This window comes from Devosia sp. 67-54 (genome assembly GCF_001899075.1).
Lineage (GTDB): Bacteria > Pseudomonadota > Alphaproteobacteria > Rhizobiales > Devosiaceae > Devosia_A.
Genome location: NZ_MKVA01000008.1, coordinates 368,900 through 384,265, shown reverse-complemented (window position 1 = coordinate 384,265; position 15,366 = coordinate 368,900). Strand labels below are relative to the sequence as shown.

The window sequence follows — 15,366 nt, the reverse complement described above, 5'->3', positions numbered from 1 at the left end:
CCGGTTGATCGGCTGGCCTGATGCAACTAACATGTTAGCATGACGGTGGCGGAAATCCCCTACAAATTTCTGGTGAAGGCGGCCACGCCGCAGCGCGGCGGCGTCACCGCCTCGGTCACCGAGCAATTGCGCCGCGCGATCGTCACGCTCGAGCTCAAGCCCGGCGAGATCCTCGACAAGGGGCTGATCTGCGAGCGCCTCGGGGTGTCGCGCTTTCCGGTGTCGGAGGCGCTGGCGCGGCTGCAGTCGGAGGGGCTGGTCGAGATCATGCCGCAGCGCGGCTCGATGGTGAGCCGCGTGCGCATCGGCGACGTGGTCGAATACATGCTGATCCGCAAGGCGCTGGAGAGCGAGGCGGTGCGCCTGCTCGTCGCCCGCGCCACGCCCGACCTGCTGCGCGAGCTCGAGGCCAACCTCGCCGAGCAGGCGCGCGCCGCGCGCAAGGGCGAGCGCGAGACGTTCCACCACCACGACCTCGAATTCCACGAAATCCTGTTCGAGGCGCTGCGCTTTCCGCGCATCAAATCGGTGATCGACAATGCCCGGGCCAATCTCGACCGCGCGCGGCTGCTGATCCTCGACCCGCGCCGGCTCACCAACACCCATGCCGAGCACAAGGCGATCGCCGACGCCATCGCCCAGGGCGATCCCGACCGGGCCGCCGCCGCCATGCGCGCCCATATCGACAAGGTGACGGGCGAGCTGCTCGCCTTCGCCCAGAAGACGCCGGAGCTGTTCGCCGACGGCGACCGCCTCGCCGCCGCCGACCTGCCATTCGACTGAGGGACTTTCATGCTCAAGGGCATTCCGCACATTCTCGGCCCCGATCTGCTGCACGCGCTGCAATCGATGGGCCATGGCGACGAGATCACCATCGTCGACGGCAATTATCCCGGGGCCGGCGCCGGTCCGCGGCTGATCCGCGCCGACGGCCACAGCGGCACCGATCTGCTCGAGGCGATCCTGACGCTGATGCCGCTCGACGATTTCGTCCCCGATCCGGCGGTGGTGATGCAGGTGGTGGGCGATGCCGAGGAGCGCCCGCCGATCGTCGACGCCTATGAGCGCATCGTTGGCCGCTTCGAGCCCGAGGTGGAACTCGCCTCGCTCGAGCGCTTCGCCTTCTACCGCCGCGCCAATGCCGGCTACGCCATCGTGCAGACGGGCGAGCAGCGCCTCTACGGCAACATCATCCTCAAGAAGGGCGTGATCCGCCCGCCGAACCCATAACCTCAAACCCGCCCTCGCCTTCGGGCGCACGGGCCGCTACAGACCGCCAAAATCAAGGACACGGAGACCGACCGATGAAACTGCTGCGCGTGGGCGACAAGGGCGCCGAAAAGCCGGCCCTGCTGCATTCCGACGGAACCTATCGCGATTTGAGCGCGGTGGTCCCCGACATCACCGGCAAGACCATCGACGCCGCCGGCCTCGCGAAAATCAAGGCCGCCGATCCGACGAAGCTGCCGGTGCTCGACGGCAAGCTGCGCATCGGGCCCTGCGTCGGCAATGTCGGCAAGTTCATCTGCGTCGGCCTCAACTACGCCGACCATGCCGCCGAATCCAACCTGCCGGTGCCGTCCGAGCCGATTCTGTTCATGAAGGCGACCAGCGCCATCATCGGCCCCAACGACACCGTGGTGATCCCCAAGAACTCGACCAAGGCCGACTGGGAAGTCGAGCTCGGCGTCGTCATCGGCAAGGAGGCGCGCTACGTCGAGGAGAAGGACGCGCTGAGCCACGTCGCCGGCTATTGCGTCATCAACGACCTCAGCGAGCGCGCCTTCCAGAAGGACCGCGGCGGGCAGTGGGTGAAGGGCAAGTCGGCCGACACGTTCGGCCCGCTCGGCCCGTGGCTGGTCACCGCCGACGAGGTGCCCGATCCGCAGAACCTCAAGATGTGGCTCGAGGTCGACGGACACCGCTACCAGAACGGCTCCACCAAGACGATGATCTTCGGGGTCCGGACCCTGGTCAGCTACATCAGCCAGTTCATGTCGCTGCAGCCCGGCGACGTCATCTCCACCGGCACCCCGCCGGGCGTCGGCGAAGGCGTCAAGCCGAGCTCGGTGTTCCTGCGCCCGGGCCAGACGATGCATCTGGGCATCGACGGGCTGGGCGAGCAGACGCAGCGCACCGTCGCCTACGCCTGATACGGCGTTCCAGTGGCCGGCGGGCGAGGAGCCCGCCGGCATCCGGCGATCTCAGCCGGCGCTCGGATTCCAGGTGGAGTCGGCCTTGCGCGCGAGCTGCTCGAAGATGGTCTTGCCCAGGGTGCGGATGTCGGTTTCCGGCAGGCTCGCGACGATGGTGCAGGTCACCGCGTCGTTGGCCCAGTAATAGGCGTCGACGCCGCGGCGGCTCTCGAGCTTCCACACTTCCTTTTTGTCGGGCAGCGGGCCGGTGATGTAGAGCGTCAGCCGCTCGGCGGCGGCGTTCTCGTACATCAGTTGCGCCGCCGGGCCGTGCGCCGCCTCGCCGGCCTCGCCCGGCAGCAGGCGGCCGCCGAGGAAGGTATAGCCCTGCGCCGCGAGGTCGGGCGCGTCGATCGGGCTCGAAATGCGGTTGGAGAGCCAGCGCATGAGGTTGGGCGAATCCGCCGCCGCCTCGACGGCGTGGGTCTTTTCCTTGACGTAGAGGGCGTGGGCGATGACGGCGTTGTCGATCAGCCGCTCATAGACCGGCTCCTCCTGCCAGAACACGCCGCGCAAATACCAGCCGAGGCTGCCGGCGACGGCGACGACGACCAGCACGGCGGCGATGTTGCGCAGCGCCTCGAGCCGGCCGGTGCGGACGCGCTCGGCAATGCGCTGCGGGTTGAGGCGGGCCGGCACGGGGTCCTGCTGCACCGGCGGAAACAGCGCCCCCAGCGCCTCGTTCTGGCGCGTCCACTGGGCGACGAGCGCGGCGGCGTCGGGGTGCGCGGCGAGCCAGGTTTCCACCGCGGCGCGCCGTTCGGCCGGCAACTGCCCGTCGACATAGGCGTGCAGCGCATCGGTATCGATCTCGAACGGCGCGCCGGTCATTTCACAGTCCTCAGTCTGGGCTCCTCGGCACCGCCGGTCGCGGTCCGCAGCGCGGCCCTGGCGCGCCCGAGGCGCGACATCAATGTTCCGATCGGAATGCCGAGCGCCGTGGCGGCCTCGGCGTAGCTCATGCCCTCGAGCACGACGAGCAGCAGCGCCTCGCGCTGCTCGGCCGCGAGGGTTTCGATGGCGCGCGCCATCTCGGCCAGGGCGATGCGGCCGGGCTGCGCCGGGGCGACGGCCGGCTCGGCCACCAGGGCCTCCACCGCCAGGTGCTCGCCGCGGCGGCGCACGACGCGCAATTCGTTGCGGTAGAGATTGAGCAGGATGCGGAACAGCCAGGCCTTGAGCGGCCCGGTCGGCTTCCACAGCGCCTGCTTGCGGATGGCCCGCTCGAGGCAGTCCTGGACGAGGTCGTCGGCGCGGTCGGCGTTGCGCGTGAGCGCCCGCGCATAGCGGCGGAGCGCCGGCACGCAGAGCTCGATCTCGTCCAGGAACTGCTGGGACACGGGGGAATGCTGCCGGCTGCTACTCGACGGCAGTGTGCCAGGTGCCGCCGACGCCGTCGCCGGTGGTGTCGCCCGGCTTGGTGTCCTTGACCCACAGATAGAGCGGCCAGCCCTTGTAGGCGACGATCTTCTTGTCGCTGTCCTTGCGGTCGACGAGGGTGAAATCGCCGCTGACGGCGGTCGAGGCATCGACCAGCACCGGCGGCCAGGCGGTGGCGCATTTGTCGTAGCAATTGGACACGCCGACGGCGTCCTTGTCCCAGATATAGAGGGTCATGCCCTTGGAATCGGTGAGGATTTCCTTGCCGCCGACGCTGGCGGACTTGACCGCGCCGCCCAGGTAATCGTCGGCCAGCGCGAAGGAGGTCGAGAGCAGGCCGATGGCGGCCGCGCCCAGAAGCACAGAGCTCAGTTTCATGTCGGACTCCCTTTGGAGAATGGCGTGCCGGTGGGCAGCGCTCATCGATCAAAACAATCGGCCTCCGATCTTATTCCTTATGATGCTAAAGATTCTTGCGGGGCGGTTGCCGTTTTGCTTGTGTCGGGGTCCTGTTGACGGGAGGACTTTTATGAAGAGACGGCAATTCTTCGGGGCGGCGAGCGCCGCCGGAGTGGGCAGCATCGTGGCGTCGGCACTGCCGATGCCGGCCATCGCGCAGTCGACGCCCAAGGTGAACTGGCGCATGAGCTCGGCGTTCCCGAACTCGCTGGACACGCTGTTCGGGGCGGCCAAGCTGCTCAGCAAATACGTGTCGGACGCGACCGACGGCAATTTCGTCATCGACGTGTTCGCGGCGGGCGAGATCGTGCCGCCGGCGCAGATCGCCGATGCGGTGATGTCGGGCTCGATCGAGGCGGCGCACACGGCGTCGTATTACTACTGGGGCAAGGACCCGGCCTGGCAGTTGCCGACGACGATGCCGTTCGGCCTCAACGCCCGCGGCATGAACGCCTGGTTCTACTATGGCGGCGGCAACGAGATCTGCGACGAGTTTTTCGCGGCGCAGGGCATCACGGCGTTCCCGGCGGGCAATACCGGGGCGCAGATGGGCGGCTGGTTCCGCAAGGAGATCAACACGGTCGCCGATTTCGAGGGCCTCAAATTCCGCATGGGCGGCTTTGCCGGCGCCATCATGCAGAAGCTGGGCGTGATCCCGCAGAGCCAGCCGGGCGGACAGATCTACGAGGCGCTGGAGAAGGGCACGATCGACGCGGCCGAATGGGTGGGCCCGTATGACGACGAGAAGCTCGGCTTCGTGAAGGTGGCGCCGTACTACTATTATCCGGGCTGGTGGGAAGGCTCGGCGGCCCTGCATGCCATGTTCAACAAGGCCAAGTTCGAGGCGCTGCCGCCAGCCTACCAGTCGGCACTGAAATCGGCGTCGCAGGCGGTCAATCTCGACATGACGGCGCATTACGACTTCGTCAACGCCACCGCGATCAAGGCGGTGGTGGCCGAGGGCGCCAAGCTCCGCCCGTTCAGCCCGGAGATCCTCGCCGCCTGCCTCAAGGCGACCGACGACACCTATGCCGAAATGAGCGCCAAGAGCCCGACCTTCGGCAAGATGCTCACCTCGCTGAAGGCGTTCCGCAAGGACTATTATTTGTGGACGCAGGTGTCGGAGTACCCGTTCGACGCCTTCATGATGCAGCAGCAGCGCGCCAACGCGCTGTAGAGGCAGGGGGGCGGCAACAGGCATCGAGCCTGGAGTCGCCCCCACCCACCGCGCTCAGTTGAATGCCGGCGGGGTATTCAGGTCGAAGGTGGGCGGGGCGTTCAGATCGCCGTTCTGGTCGGGCGGCAGGGTGATCTGGATGGTGTTGAGGTCGGTGGTATTGGCCGGCTCGAGGAACGCCGTCACCAGTTGTGGGAACATGATCAGGATCAGCACCAGCGCCACCTGCAGCAGCAGGAACGGGATGGCGCCCAGATAGATGTCGCGGGTGCGCACGTCGCGCGGGGCGATGCCGCGCAGGTAGAACAAAGCGAAGCCGAACGGCGGGTGCATGAAGCTGGTCTGCAGCGTGGCGCAGATCATGATGCCGAACCAGATCATGTTGATGCCCAGCGTGTTGGCGGCCGGAGTGAGCATCGGAATGATGATGAAGGCGATCTCGAAGAAATCGAGGAAGAACGCCATGACGAAAATGAAGGCCATGGTGAACAGCAGAAAGCCGGTCTGACCGCCCGGCAGCGACACCAGAAGGCTTTCGATCCAGTGGCTGCCGCCGACGCCCTGGAACACCAGCGAGAAGACTCGGCTGCCCAAAAGGATGAAGATCACCATCGAGGTGAGGCGCATGGTGGCGGCCATACCGTCCCACAGCATCGGCCAGGTCAGCCGGCGGTTGAAGGCGGCCAAGGCGAGGGCGCCGACGACGCCCATGGCGCCCGCTTCGGTCGGCGTGACGAGGCCGAGAAAGATGGTGCCGAGCACGATGAAGATCAGCGCCAGCGACGGCACCATGCCGCGGACGAGCTTGACGGCGAGGGCGCGGCCGCGCAGCGTGCGGGCCTCTGGCGGCAGCGCCGGCACCAGCTTGGGGCGCAGGATCGAGAGCACCAGCACCCAGGCGGCGAACAGCAGCACCTGCACGATCGAGGCGCCGGTGGCGCCCACATACATGGCGCCTGCCGACTGGCTGAGCTGCGAGGCGAGCACGATCAGCACCAGCGACGGCGGGATGAGCTGGGCGATGGTGCCCGAGGCGGCGATGACGCCAGTGGCGTGCCGCACGCTGTAGCCATAGCGCATCATCACCGGCAGCGAGATGAGGCCCATCGAGATCACCGAGGCGGCGACGGTGCCGGTGATGGCGCCCATGATGGCGCCCACGAAGATCACGGCGTAGCTCAGGCCGCCGCGAATGCCGCCGAACAACTGGCCGAAGCCTTCGAGCAGATCCTCAGCGAGGCCGCTCTTTTCGAGGATGACGCCCATCAGGGTGAAGAAGGGAACTGCCAGGAGCAGGTCGTTGGAAAGCACGCCATAGAGCTGGTAGGCGAGGTTGCCGAGGAATTCCGGCTCGATCAGGTGGAACTGCAACGCGGCGATGCCGAAGAACAGGCCCACGGCGCTGAGCGAGAAGGCGGCCGGATAGCCGATCAGCATGAACAGCACGAGGCCGCCGAACATCAGCGGCGCCATGTTGGCGCGGACGAAATCGATCATTGGATCGGCTTCTCGTAGGCGCTCTCGCGCACATAGGTGGTGGTGAGCGCCAGGATGCATTTGATGATCTCGGCGATGGCCTGCAGCAGCAGGATGAAGAAGCCGACGGGCAGCAGGATCTTGGCCGGCCATTGCGGCAGGCCGCCGGCATTGGCCGAGGCCTCCTGGGTGACCAGCGAGGTCCAGGCCCAGCCCCAGGTGAACCAGATCAGCAGCAGGCAGAGCGGCACCAGGAAGAACAGGCCGCCGAGCAGGTCGATCCAGGTGCGGGTCCGCTCGCTGACGGCGCCGTAGATCAGGTCGACCCGCACATGGGCGTTGACCTTGAGCGTCCAGGCGCCGCCGAGCATGACGATGGCGGCGAACATGTACCAGGAGCTGTCGCTGAGGGCGTTGGAGTTGTTGGCGTAGAGGCTGTAGAGCCAGCCGAAGACGCCGAAGCCGGTCCTGCTCTCGAGCCAGAGCAGGGCGCCGCTCGAATAGCGGATGATGGCGTTGGCGGCGGTGACCAGCGAACACAGCAGCACCAGCCAGATGGCGACAAGGCCGATGCGGCGGTTCAGCTCGTCGATGGCGCCGGCGAGACGCAGCGGCCAGCGCGGCGCTGGCGATAAAGCACGAGGCATGGAACCGGCCCCCCGAACGATCCAATAGTTCGGATGCTAGCGATCATGCCTCGCCGCGCCGGTCAACAGTGCTTGTGCTCTGTCCGAACAAGACCGTCGGCCTCGTTCGTCCAACCGCTGGCCGTTCTTGCGCTCTGTCCGAACGAGACCGAGGGGCCTCGTTCGTCCAACCGCTGGCCGTTCTTGCGCTCTGTCCGAACGAGACCGAGGGGCCTCGTTCGTCCAACCGCCGGCCGTTCTTGCGCTCTGTCCGAACGAGACCCAGAAATCTCGTTCGTCCAAATGCTAGCCGTTCTCCAGCCATTTCACCTGGTCGGGCGTCAGCCTGATCGACAGCGCCTTGATGGAATCGTCGAGCTCCTGCAGCCGGCGCGGCCCGATCAGCGGGATCGACGGGAAGGGCTGCGCCAGCACGTAGGCGAGCGCGATGTGGATGGGGCTGGCGCCGAGCTCCTTGCCGAGCGCGATGGCGCGGTCGCGGCGGGCGAAATTGCCCTCCGAGTACCAGGTGTCGACCAACTCGGCATTGTCGCGCCTGTCGCGGCCAGCCCGGTCGGTGAAGAAGCCGCGGGCCTGGCTCGACCACGAGAAATTGGGGATCTGGTGCTCGGTAAGCCACGCCTTGTAGGGCGCGTCGGAGGCGGCGATGCAGCCGGCCCAGATGGCCTTGATCATCTCGGCCAGGGCGAAATTGTTGCTGAGCGCGCCGGGCGCCTGCTTGCCGGTGCGCCTGGCATAGTCGATCGCCTCCTGCATGCGTTCGCGGCTCCAGTTGGAGCCGCCGAAGATGCCGCGGATGCGGCCCTTCTTCACCTCGGCGTCCATGGCGTCGACGAACTCGCCCACCGGCACGTCGAGGTTGTCGCGGTGCATGAAGTAGATGTCGACATAGTCGGTCTTGAGGCGATCGAGCGACTGGTCGAGCTGCCTGGCGATGACGTCCGGATAGCAGAGCGGGGAATGCGCGCCCTTGCCGATCAGCACCACCTCCTCGCGCACGCCGCGATTGGTGTGCCATTCGCCGAACAGCTTTTCGGTCGCGCCGGCGCCATAGACATAGGCGGTGTCGTAGAGGTTGCCGCCGGCCTCGAAGAAGGCGTCGAGCAGGATGGAGGCCGACGAGAAGGTGCGGAAATCCTCAAAGCCGGTGGCGACCACCGAGGCCTGCTTCGTGAGCCCAGGAATGGAGCGCTTGGCGATGCGGCTGCCGCCGCGGGCGAGGGGCGTGCCGCGCAGGGTGACGGTGCGGCGCGAGGATTTCTCGAGGTCGTATTCGAGCCCGGCGCCGGCGCGCCAGGCATCGAGGGTGCGCAAATTGCCGAGGGTGTCGGCCCAGCTCATGCCGGGGGCGGCGAATTCCTGGCGGCCGGCGAAGATCGCTTCGGCGGCGCCGTCGGCCTCGAAGGAATAAAGATGCGGCTGGCCGCGCCCGGCCTCGATGGTCTCGACCTCCTTGCCCGGGCGGACGATGCGGATGGTGCCGGGGCCGCCGCTGCGGTCGCCGCCGGCGAACCAGAAATCGGGCACCTCGATGCGGCCGGTGGCGCCGTGGATGCGCAGCACGTTGTCGAGCTGCACGAAGACGGCGCAGCTCACCTGCGCGACGATGCCGGTGTCGAACTGCAGCACGGCGGCCGACCATTCGTCGGTGCGTTCCTTGCCCAGATGCGCGGTGCCCATCACCTTGACCGGATCGAGGAAGGGGCGGCCCACGGCCCGGCCGGCGATGAAGCGCGACATCGACACCGGGTAGCAGCCGACATCGAGGATGCCGCCGCCGGCGAGATCGTTGGCGAACAGGCGATGCTCGGGCTTGAAGGCCGGCATCTGGAAGCCGAAGCTCGACTGGATCATGCGCACTTCGCCGATGGCGCCGGAGGCGACGAGGTCGCCGAGCGCCCTGGTCGCGGGGTGCAGGCGGTACATGAAGGCTTCGCCGATGAAGGTGCCGGCGCGGGCGTGGGCGTTGAAGATGGCGTCGGCCTCGAAAGCGGTCAGCGCCAGAGGCTTTTCGACGAGAACGTGCTTGCCCGCTTCGGCTGCCTTGATGGCCCATTCCGCATGGCCGGGGTGGGGTGTCGCGATATAGACGGCGTCGACATCGGGGTCGCGCAGCAGCGCGTCGTAGCCGGCGACGATGCGGGCGCCGGGGAAGGTGTCGGCGAGTCCGGGCTTTTGCGGATTGCGGCTGGCGATGGCGACCAGCTCGCCGGTTTTCGACGCCTTGACGCCGTCGCGGAAGGCCTGGGCGATGCCGCCGGGCCCGATGATGCCCCAGCGCAGTTTCCGGTCGGTCGTCATGTCGATGTGCTCCTCGCCCCGCGGCTTGTCGCGCCGCTTTGATGGTGCGCCACTGTTAGCGGAGGGCGCCCGGCGGCGCAATATTTCAGTAAATATTTACTTCGGATTTTGGCTTTGGATTTCGGCTTCGGATTTCTGCTTCGCAGGCGAGGCCGACATGCGGCTGGAATCGCGCCGGGCGGCATTGTAACCAAAGGCAGTTTCCGGAGGGGCGTCCATGTTCGTTGTCGGTGGCGAGAGCCTGATCGATCTCATCAGCAAGCCGGTCGGTCCGGACGGCCGGCGCGAGTTGGTGGCCAAGGCCGGCGGCTCGCCGATGAACTGCGCCATCGCGCTTGCGCGGCTCGGCAACGAGGCCGGGTTCCTGTGCCCGATCAGCCGCGACAGTTTTGGCGATTTCATCCTCGAGCCGCTGAACGCGGCTGGGGTGAAGGTGCTGCTCGGGGAGCGCGTGCGCGAGCCCTCGACGCTGGCGGTGGTCACCGACGACGGCCGCGGCAACCCGCGCTATGCGTTCTACCGCGAGGCCGACCGCGCCTTCACCCGCGACGGGCTGATCGCGGCGTTGCCGGAGCGGGTGGAGCTGTTCCAGATCGGCGGCTTCTGCACCATCGAGCCGGCCGACATGGCGGTGTGGCTGGAGGTGGCACGCGAGGCCAGGCGGCGCGGGGCGCTGCTGTCGACCGACCCGAACCTCCGGCCGTCGCTGATCGCCGATTTGGACGCCTACCGGCAGCGGGTGCTGGCGTCGCTCGATCTGGTGAGCCTGGTGAAGCTCTCGGAAGAGGATCTGCATACGCTCGATGCGAGCAAGAGCATCGAGCAGCACGCCGATGCGCTGCTCGAGCGGCCCAATATCGAGCTGGTGGTGGTGACGCTCGGGGCCGAGGGCTCGAGGGCGTTCACCGCCAATGCCAGCGTGCACGCCGACATCTATCCGGCGGCGCCGGGCGGCGACAATGTCGGGGCCGGCGATACGCTGATGGCGGGCATCCTCACCTGGCTCAGGGACCACGGGGCGCTGGCGGCGGGCCGGCTCGGGACGCTGCGCCCGGAGCAGTTGCAGCAGATGCTGTGGTTCGGCGCCGTGGCCGCCGGCATCAATTGCAGCCGCGTCGGCGCCAATCCGCCGACGCGGGCCGAGGTGGATGCCGTGGTGGCGAGATAGCTTGGTTCTCGCTCGGCCAGCCGCTGCGGGATTATTCCCCGATCACTGAAATATTTGTCGGGTTGTCGGTATCGCGCGGCTCTGCTTTGTTCGGCGCATGCGGGTGGTGCTGTGGCTCATCGCGGTGGTGGTCGTGGTCGGCGCGGGCGTCGGCCTCTATATGCTGACGCCGGTGCGCGGGCCGGCGCGGGACCTGACGCTGGTGGGCGACGTCGAGCGCGGCAACTATTTGATGCGGCTGGGTGGGTGCGTGACCTGCCATACCGACCCCAAGACCAAGGACGCGGTGCTGGCGGGGGCGCAGACGGCCGGCCTGAAGACGCCGTTCGGCACCTTCTATCCGCCCAACATCACGTCGTCGAAGAGCGCCGGTATCGGCAACTGGACGCTGGCGCAGTTTGCGAGCGCGCTGAGCGACGGGGAGGGGCCGCAGGGGCATCTCTACCCGGCGTTCCCCTATGACAGCTACACGCTGATGAGCGACCAGGAGGTGGCCGACCTCTATGCGGCGATCGAGGCGACGACGCCGGTCGACACGCCGAGCAAGCCGCACGAGGTGGCCTTCCCGTTCAACCAGCGCTGGCTGCTGGCCGGCTGGAAGCATCTGTTTTTCCACCCGCAGCGCTTCGTGGCCGACGCGGCGCAATCGGAGGCGTGGAATCGCGGCCGGTACATCGTGTTCGGGCCTGGGCACTGCGTCAGTTGCCACAGCCCGCGCAACGCGCTGGGCGGGCTCGACGCCGGCACGGAGCTGAGCGGCAATCCCGACAAGACGAGCCCGGGCGGCCGCACGCCGTCGCTGCTCGCGGCCGACCTCAAGAAGCACGGCTACGACGCGGCGTCGCTGGCGCAGGCGCTGGTCGACGCCTTCACCCCGGACATGGACAGCCTGGGCGGGCCGATGGGCGAAGTGATCGAGGACGAGACCTCGCACTGGACCGACGCGGACCGGGCGGCAGTGGCGGCGTATCTGCTGGGCGGGTCATAGGAGCCTGACTGATGGCTCTTGCCCAGCGCGACACAACCCCCTAACTCACCAGCAGAGCCAAGGAGCCGACCATGCCGCAAGACGCCGAAGTGCTGCGCTCGACGCTGTCCCTCGCGCCGGTGATTCCGGTGATCATCCTCGACGACGTGCAGAAGGCGCGGCCGCTGGCCGAGGCGCTGGTGGCCGGCGGGCTGCCGGTGCTGGAGGTGACGCTGCGCACGCCGCGCGCGCTGCAGGTGATCGAGGAGATGGCCAAGGTGCCGGGCGCGGTGGTCGGCTCGGGTACGGTGCGCTCGCCGCTGCAGATGGGCCATTCGGTGGATGCGGGGGCGAAGTTCATGGTGTCGCCGGGGGCGAGCCCGCGCCTGCTCGAGGCGGCCGACGAGGTGTCGATCCCGCTGCTGCCCGGCATCGGCACGCCGACCGAGGCGATGACGGCGCATGAGCACGGCTATTATTTCCTCAAATTCTTCCCGGCCGAGGCGCTGGGCGGGGCGGCGGTGCTGAAGGCGTTCGCCTCGCCGCTCAGCGACATCACCTTCTGCCCGACCGGCGGCATCGACGCGGTGAAGGCCAGAACCTACCTGGCGCTGCCCAATGTGATCTGCGTCGGCGGCTCGTGGGTGATGCCGCAGGATGCGCTCGAGGCGGGCGACTGGGCCCGCATCGAAGGCCTGGCGCGCGAGGCCGCGGCGCTGAAGAGGGGCTGATGCGGGCGCCGAGCAGGGTGCCCGGCCTCACGCATCTGCGCGTCACCTTCACCGACGATTTCTATGTCGGCCCGGGGCGGGCCGACCTGCTCGAGGGCATCGCCGAGACCGGCTCGATCGCCGCGGCGGGCAAGCGCATGGGCATGAGCTACAAGCGCGCCTGGGGGCTGGTGCAGGCGCTCAACGCCGGCTGGGGCCGGCCGCTGGTCGAAACCTCGCGCGGCGGGGCCGGGCAGGGCGGCGCCAGCCTCAGCGCCGACGGGCAATTCGTGCTCGAGCGCTACCGCGCCATGCAGCAGGCGGCGCGCCGCGCCATCGCACCGGATGTTGCGGCGGTCGGCAAGCGGCTCGATATTTCCTGGCGGAAATAACGCTTGCCCGGCCGCAGCGGCTTTGCGACAAGCGATATGGTTCAACGAACATATCGGAGCGCCCCATGCGCCTGCCGCGCCGTTCTTTCCTCGGGCTTGCGCTGGCCGTCACCGCCCTCGCGAGTGTCACGGCAGCCGAGGCCGCCATCGTCAACGCCGCCGTCGCTGCCAATTTCACGCAGGTCGCGACCGACCTCGCGGCGAGGTTCAAGGCGGCGACCGGCAACGACGTGCAATTGAGCTTCGGGGCGACCGGCGGGCTCTATACGCAGATCACCCAGGCGGCGCCGTTCGATGTGTTCTTCAGCGCCGACGACAAGCGCACGGCGACGGCGGTCAAGGATGGTTTCGGCGTCGCCGGAACCGAGTTCACCTATGCGGTGGGCAAGGTGGTGCTGTATTCGCCGACGCTCGACGTGAGCAAGGGCGACGAGGCGCTCAAGGCCAATGCGTTCCAGCACATCGCCATCGCCGATCCGAAATCGGCGCCCTATGGCGCGGCTGCCATGGCGGTGCTCGACAAGCTCGGGCTGACCGCGGCGGTGACGCCCAAGATCGTAACCGGCGAGAACATCACGCAAACGCTGCAATTCGTCGACAGCGGCTCGGCCGAGCTCGGCTTCGTGGCGCTGAGCCAGGTGATGGGCAAGCCGGCGACGCAGATCTGGCTGCCGCCGCAGGAGGACTATCCGGCGATCCGCCAGAACGCAGTTCTGCTCAAGCATGGCGAGAGCAACGAGGTGGCCAGGGCGTTCCTCGACTTCGTGAAGTCGGACGCCGCCGTGGCGGTGATCAAGGCCGCAGGGTACGCGGTGGAGTAGCGGAACGCGGTTTTAGAGGTCGCCATGCCGAGTTGGGCCGATATCGCTTCTCCCGTCACGCTGACGCTGGCGCTGGCGGCGGCCACCACGCTGGTGCTGCTGCTGGTCGGCACGCCCATCGCGTGGTGGCTGGCGCGGACGCGCACCGCCTGGCGCGAGCCGATCGCGGCGCTGGTGGCGATGCCGCTGGTGCTGCCGCCGACGGTGATCGGCTTCTATCTGCTGCTGGCGCTCGGGCCGAACGGCCCGGGCGGGGCGCTGGCGTCGCTGTGGGGGGCGCGGACGCTGGCCTTTTCCTTCCTCGGGCTGCTGATCGGCTCGCTGTTTTATTCGCTGCCGTTCATGGTGCAGCCGCTGCGCGTCGCCTTCGAGGGGCTCGACCAGGATACGCTCGACGCGGCGGCGACGCTGGGGGCGGGGCGGGTGCAGACCTTCCTGCGCGTGGTGCTGGGGGCGTCCGCCAGCGGTCTCGTCACCGGGCTGATCCTCACCTTCGCGCACACGGTGGGCGAGTTCGGCGTGGTGCTGATGATCGGCGGCAACATTCCCGGCGCCACCAAGGTGCTGTCGATCAGCATCTACGATTTCGTCGAGCGCGGCGAATGGGCGGGGGCGCACTGGCTGAGCGCCGGCATGGTGGTGTTCGCCTTCGTGGTGGTGACGGCGACGATGCTGCTGGATCGCAGGTTCGGCCGGCTGACGGGATAGTGCAGCCGACGGCATGGCCGGTGCCGTTGCCCGAGGGCGAACGATCGCCTATCACTGTTCGCATGTCTCAGGATCTCGCGCGCATTCGGGCGTTCGTGCAGGTGTTCGATGCCGGCGGGTTTTCGGCGGCGGCGCGCCAGCATGGGCGGTCCAAGGCGCTGCTGAGCAAATACGTGACCGACCTCGAGGATTATCTCGGGGTGCGGTTGATGAACCGGACGACGCGCAAGCTCAGCCTCACCGAGGCGGGCGAGGCGTATTACCGCGAGGCCAGCCAGCTGCTGCAGCAGCTCGACGACCTCGATGCGTCGATCCTCGACCAGACGGCGGCGCCGCGCGGACTGCTGAGGGTGTCGGCGCCGCGCAATTTCGGCGAGATGATCCTGGCGCCGGCGATCTTCGCCTTCCTCGCCGAGCACCCGGACGTGACGCTGGACCTCCGGCTCGAGGACCGCTTCGTCGACCTGGTGGAGGAGGGGATCGACGTGGCGCTGCGCATTTCGGCGGCGCAGGATTCCTCGCTGATCGCGCGCAGGATCTCGGACATGCAGCATTCGGTGGTGGCCTCGCCCGATTATCTGCGGGCGCATGCCGCGCCGCAGGCGCCGGACGAGCTCAGGCACCATGCCTGCATCGTCGACACCAATCTGCAGGGGCAGGCGAACTGGCGCTTCGTCGACCACGGGCAGACGGTGTCGATCCACGTGCAGGGGCCGGTGCGGGTCAACTCGCCGCTGTCGGCGCGCGACGCGGCGCTGGCCGGCCTTGGGCTTGCCTTATTGCCCGGCTACCTCGCCGATCCGATGCTGACGTCGGGCAGGCTGATCAGGGTGCTCGACGGCTACGTGCAGACGGGCGCGAGCCTGCAGGCCGTGTACCCGCATCGCCGGCATCTCGCCGGCAAGGTGCGGGCGCTCATCGATCACCTGGTGGCGTGGTTCGAAGCCCACCCGGTCTGACTGGAC

The 15,366-nt window shown here is 67.9% G+C and carries 17 protein-coding genes; 11 read left to right on the top strand and 6 right to left on the bottom strand.

What is annotated here, in order from left to right:
• The first annotated feature begins 39 nt into the window (after positions 1–39).
• From BGO82_RS15160 to BGO82_RS15150, 3 genes are all read left to right on the top strand, one after another.
• Positions 40–783, top strand: a complete 744-nt coding sequence (locus BGO82_RS15160) for a GntR family transcriptional regulator (RefSeq protein WP_291306445.1) — start codon at positions 40–42, stop codon at positions 781–783.
• A gap of 9 nt (positions 784–792) precedes the next feature.
• The gene (locus BGO82_RS15155; protein WP_291306444.1) at positions 793–1,230 is read left to right on the top strand and encodes an RbsD/FucU domain-containing protein; all 438 of its coding nucleotides are present in this window, start codon (positions 793–795) and stop codon (positions 1,228–1,230) included.
• 74 nt (positions 1,231–1,304) lie between these two features.
• A complete protein-coding gene (locus BGO82_RS15150; RefSeq protein ID WP_291306443.1) occupies positions 1,305–2,153 on the top strand; it encodes a fumarylacetoacetate hydrolase family protein in 849 nt (282 codons plus the stop codon).
• A gap of 51 nt (positions 2,154–2,204) precedes the next feature.
• On the opposite strand, the gene BGO82_RS15145 is transcribed toward BGO82_RS15150, so the two are convergent.
• Genes BGO82_RS15145 through BGO82_RS15135 form a run of 3 tightly spaced genes read right to left on the bottom strand, consistent with a single transcriptional unit; the run spans position 2,205 to position 3,953 of the window.
• Entirely contained in the window at positions 2,205–3,026 is an 822-nt protein-coding gene (locus tag BGO82_RS15145) for an anti-sigma factor (protein WP_291306442.1), read from the bottom strand.
• Positions 3,023–3,535, bottom strand: coding sequence for a sigma-70 family RNA polymerase sigma factor (locus tag BGO82_RS15140; protein WP_291306441.1), 513 nt, complete (start codon positions 3,533–3,535; stop codon positions 3,023–3,025). Before BGO82_RS15140 ends, BGO82_RS15145 begins: the two co-directional genes overlap by 4 nt.
• Positions 3,536–3,554: 19 nt before the next feature.
• Positions 3,555–3,953, bottom strand: coding sequence for a hypothetical protein (locus tag BGO82_RS15135; RefSeq protein ID WP_291306440.1), 399 nt, complete (start codon positions 3,951–3,953; stop codon positions 3,555–3,557).
• Between the two features lie 151 nt (positions 3,954–4,104).
• On the opposite strand from BGO82_RS15135, the gene BGO82_RS15130 reads away from it, so the two are divergent.
• Positions 4,105–5,211 (top strand): TRAP transporter substrate-binding protein, encoded by a 1,107-nt coding sequence (locus BGO82_RS15130; protein WP_291306439.1) that lies wholly within the window; start codon positions 4,105–4,107, stop codon positions 5,209–5,211.
• A 54-nt stretch (positions 5,212–5,265) separates the two neighbouring features.
• Here the strand turns inward: BGO82_RS15130 and BGO82_RS15125 are convergent, their stop codons facing one another.
• The 3 genes from BGO82_RS15125 to BGO82_RS15115 form a co-directional block, all read right to left on the bottom strand.
• Complete coding sequence (locus tag BGO82_RS15125) at positions 5,266–6,708, bottom strand: TRAP transporter large permease subunit (protein WP_291306438.1); 1,443 nt, start codon at positions 6,706–6,708, stop codon at positions 5,266–5,268.
• Positions 6,705–7,334, bottom strand: a complete 630-nt coding sequence (locus tag BGO82_RS15120) for a TRAP transporter small permease subunit (RefSeq protein WP_291306437.1) — start codon at positions 7,332–7,334, stop codon at positions 6,705–6,707. The genes BGO82_RS15125 and BGO82_RS15120 overlap by 4 nt, the downstream gene beginning before the upstream one ends.
• A 285-nt stretch (positions 7,335–7,619) precedes the next feature.
• Entirely contained in the window at positions 7,620–9,635 is a 2,016-nt protein-coding gene (locus BGO82_RS15115) for an aldo/keto reductase (RefSeq protein WP_291306436.1), read from the bottom strand.
• A 217-nt stretch (positions 9,636–9,852) separates the two neighbouring features.
• Here BGO82_RS15115 and BGO82_RS15110 point away from each other — a divergent pair, with 217 nt between their 5' ends.
• From BGO82_RS15110 to BGO82_RS15080, 7 genes are all read left to right on the top strand, one after another.
• Positions 9,853–10,803, top strand: a complete 951-nt coding sequence (locus tag BGO82_RS15110; protein ID WP_291306435.1) for a carbohydrate kinase — start codon at positions 9,853–9,855, stop codon at positions 10,801–10,803.
• 106 nt (positions 10,804–10,909) lie between these two features.
• Positions 10,910–11,791: a cytochrome c gene (locus BGO82_RS15105; protein ID WP_291306434.1), complete on the top strand. Its 882-nt coding sequence runs from the start codon at positions 10,910–10,912 to the stop codon at positions 11,789–11,791.
• A gap of 71 nt (positions 11,792–11,862) precedes the next feature.
• Positions 11,863–12,501, top strand: coding sequence for a bifunctional 4-hydroxy-2-oxoglutarate aldolase/2-dehydro-3-deoxy-phosphogluconate aldolase (gene eda, locus BGO82_RS15100; protein ID WP_291306433.1), 639 nt, complete (start codon positions 11,863–11,865; stop codon positions 12,499–12,501).
• On the top strand, positions 12,501–12,872 hold the full coding sequence (locus BGO82_RS15095) for a LysR family transcriptional regulator (protein ID WP_291306432.1): 372 nt from the start codon (positions 12,501–12,503) through the stop codon (positions 12,870–12,872). Before eda ends, BGO82_RS15095 begins: the two co-directional genes overlap by 1 nt.
• Positions 12,873–12,937: 65 nt before the next feature.
• Positions 12,938–13,693, top strand: coding sequence for a molybdate ABC transporter substrate-binding protein (gene modA / locus BGO82_RS15090; protein WP_291306431.1), 756 nt, complete (start codon positions 12,938–12,940; stop codon positions 13,691–13,693).
• 24 nt (positions 13,694–13,717) lie between these two features.
• A complete protein-coding gene (modB, locus tag BGO82_RS15085; protein ID WP_291306430.1) occupies positions 13,718–14,401 on the top strand; it encodes a molybdate ABC transporter permease subunit in 684 nt (227 codons plus the stop codon).
• 62 nt (positions 14,402–14,463) lie between these two features.
• Complete coding sequence (locus BGO82_RS15080) at positions 14,464–15,360, top strand: LysR family transcriptional regulator (protein ID WP_291306429.1); 897 nt, start codon at positions 14,464–14,466, stop codon at positions 15,358–15,360.
• The last annotated feature ends 6 nt before the right edge of the window (positions 15,361–15,366 follow it).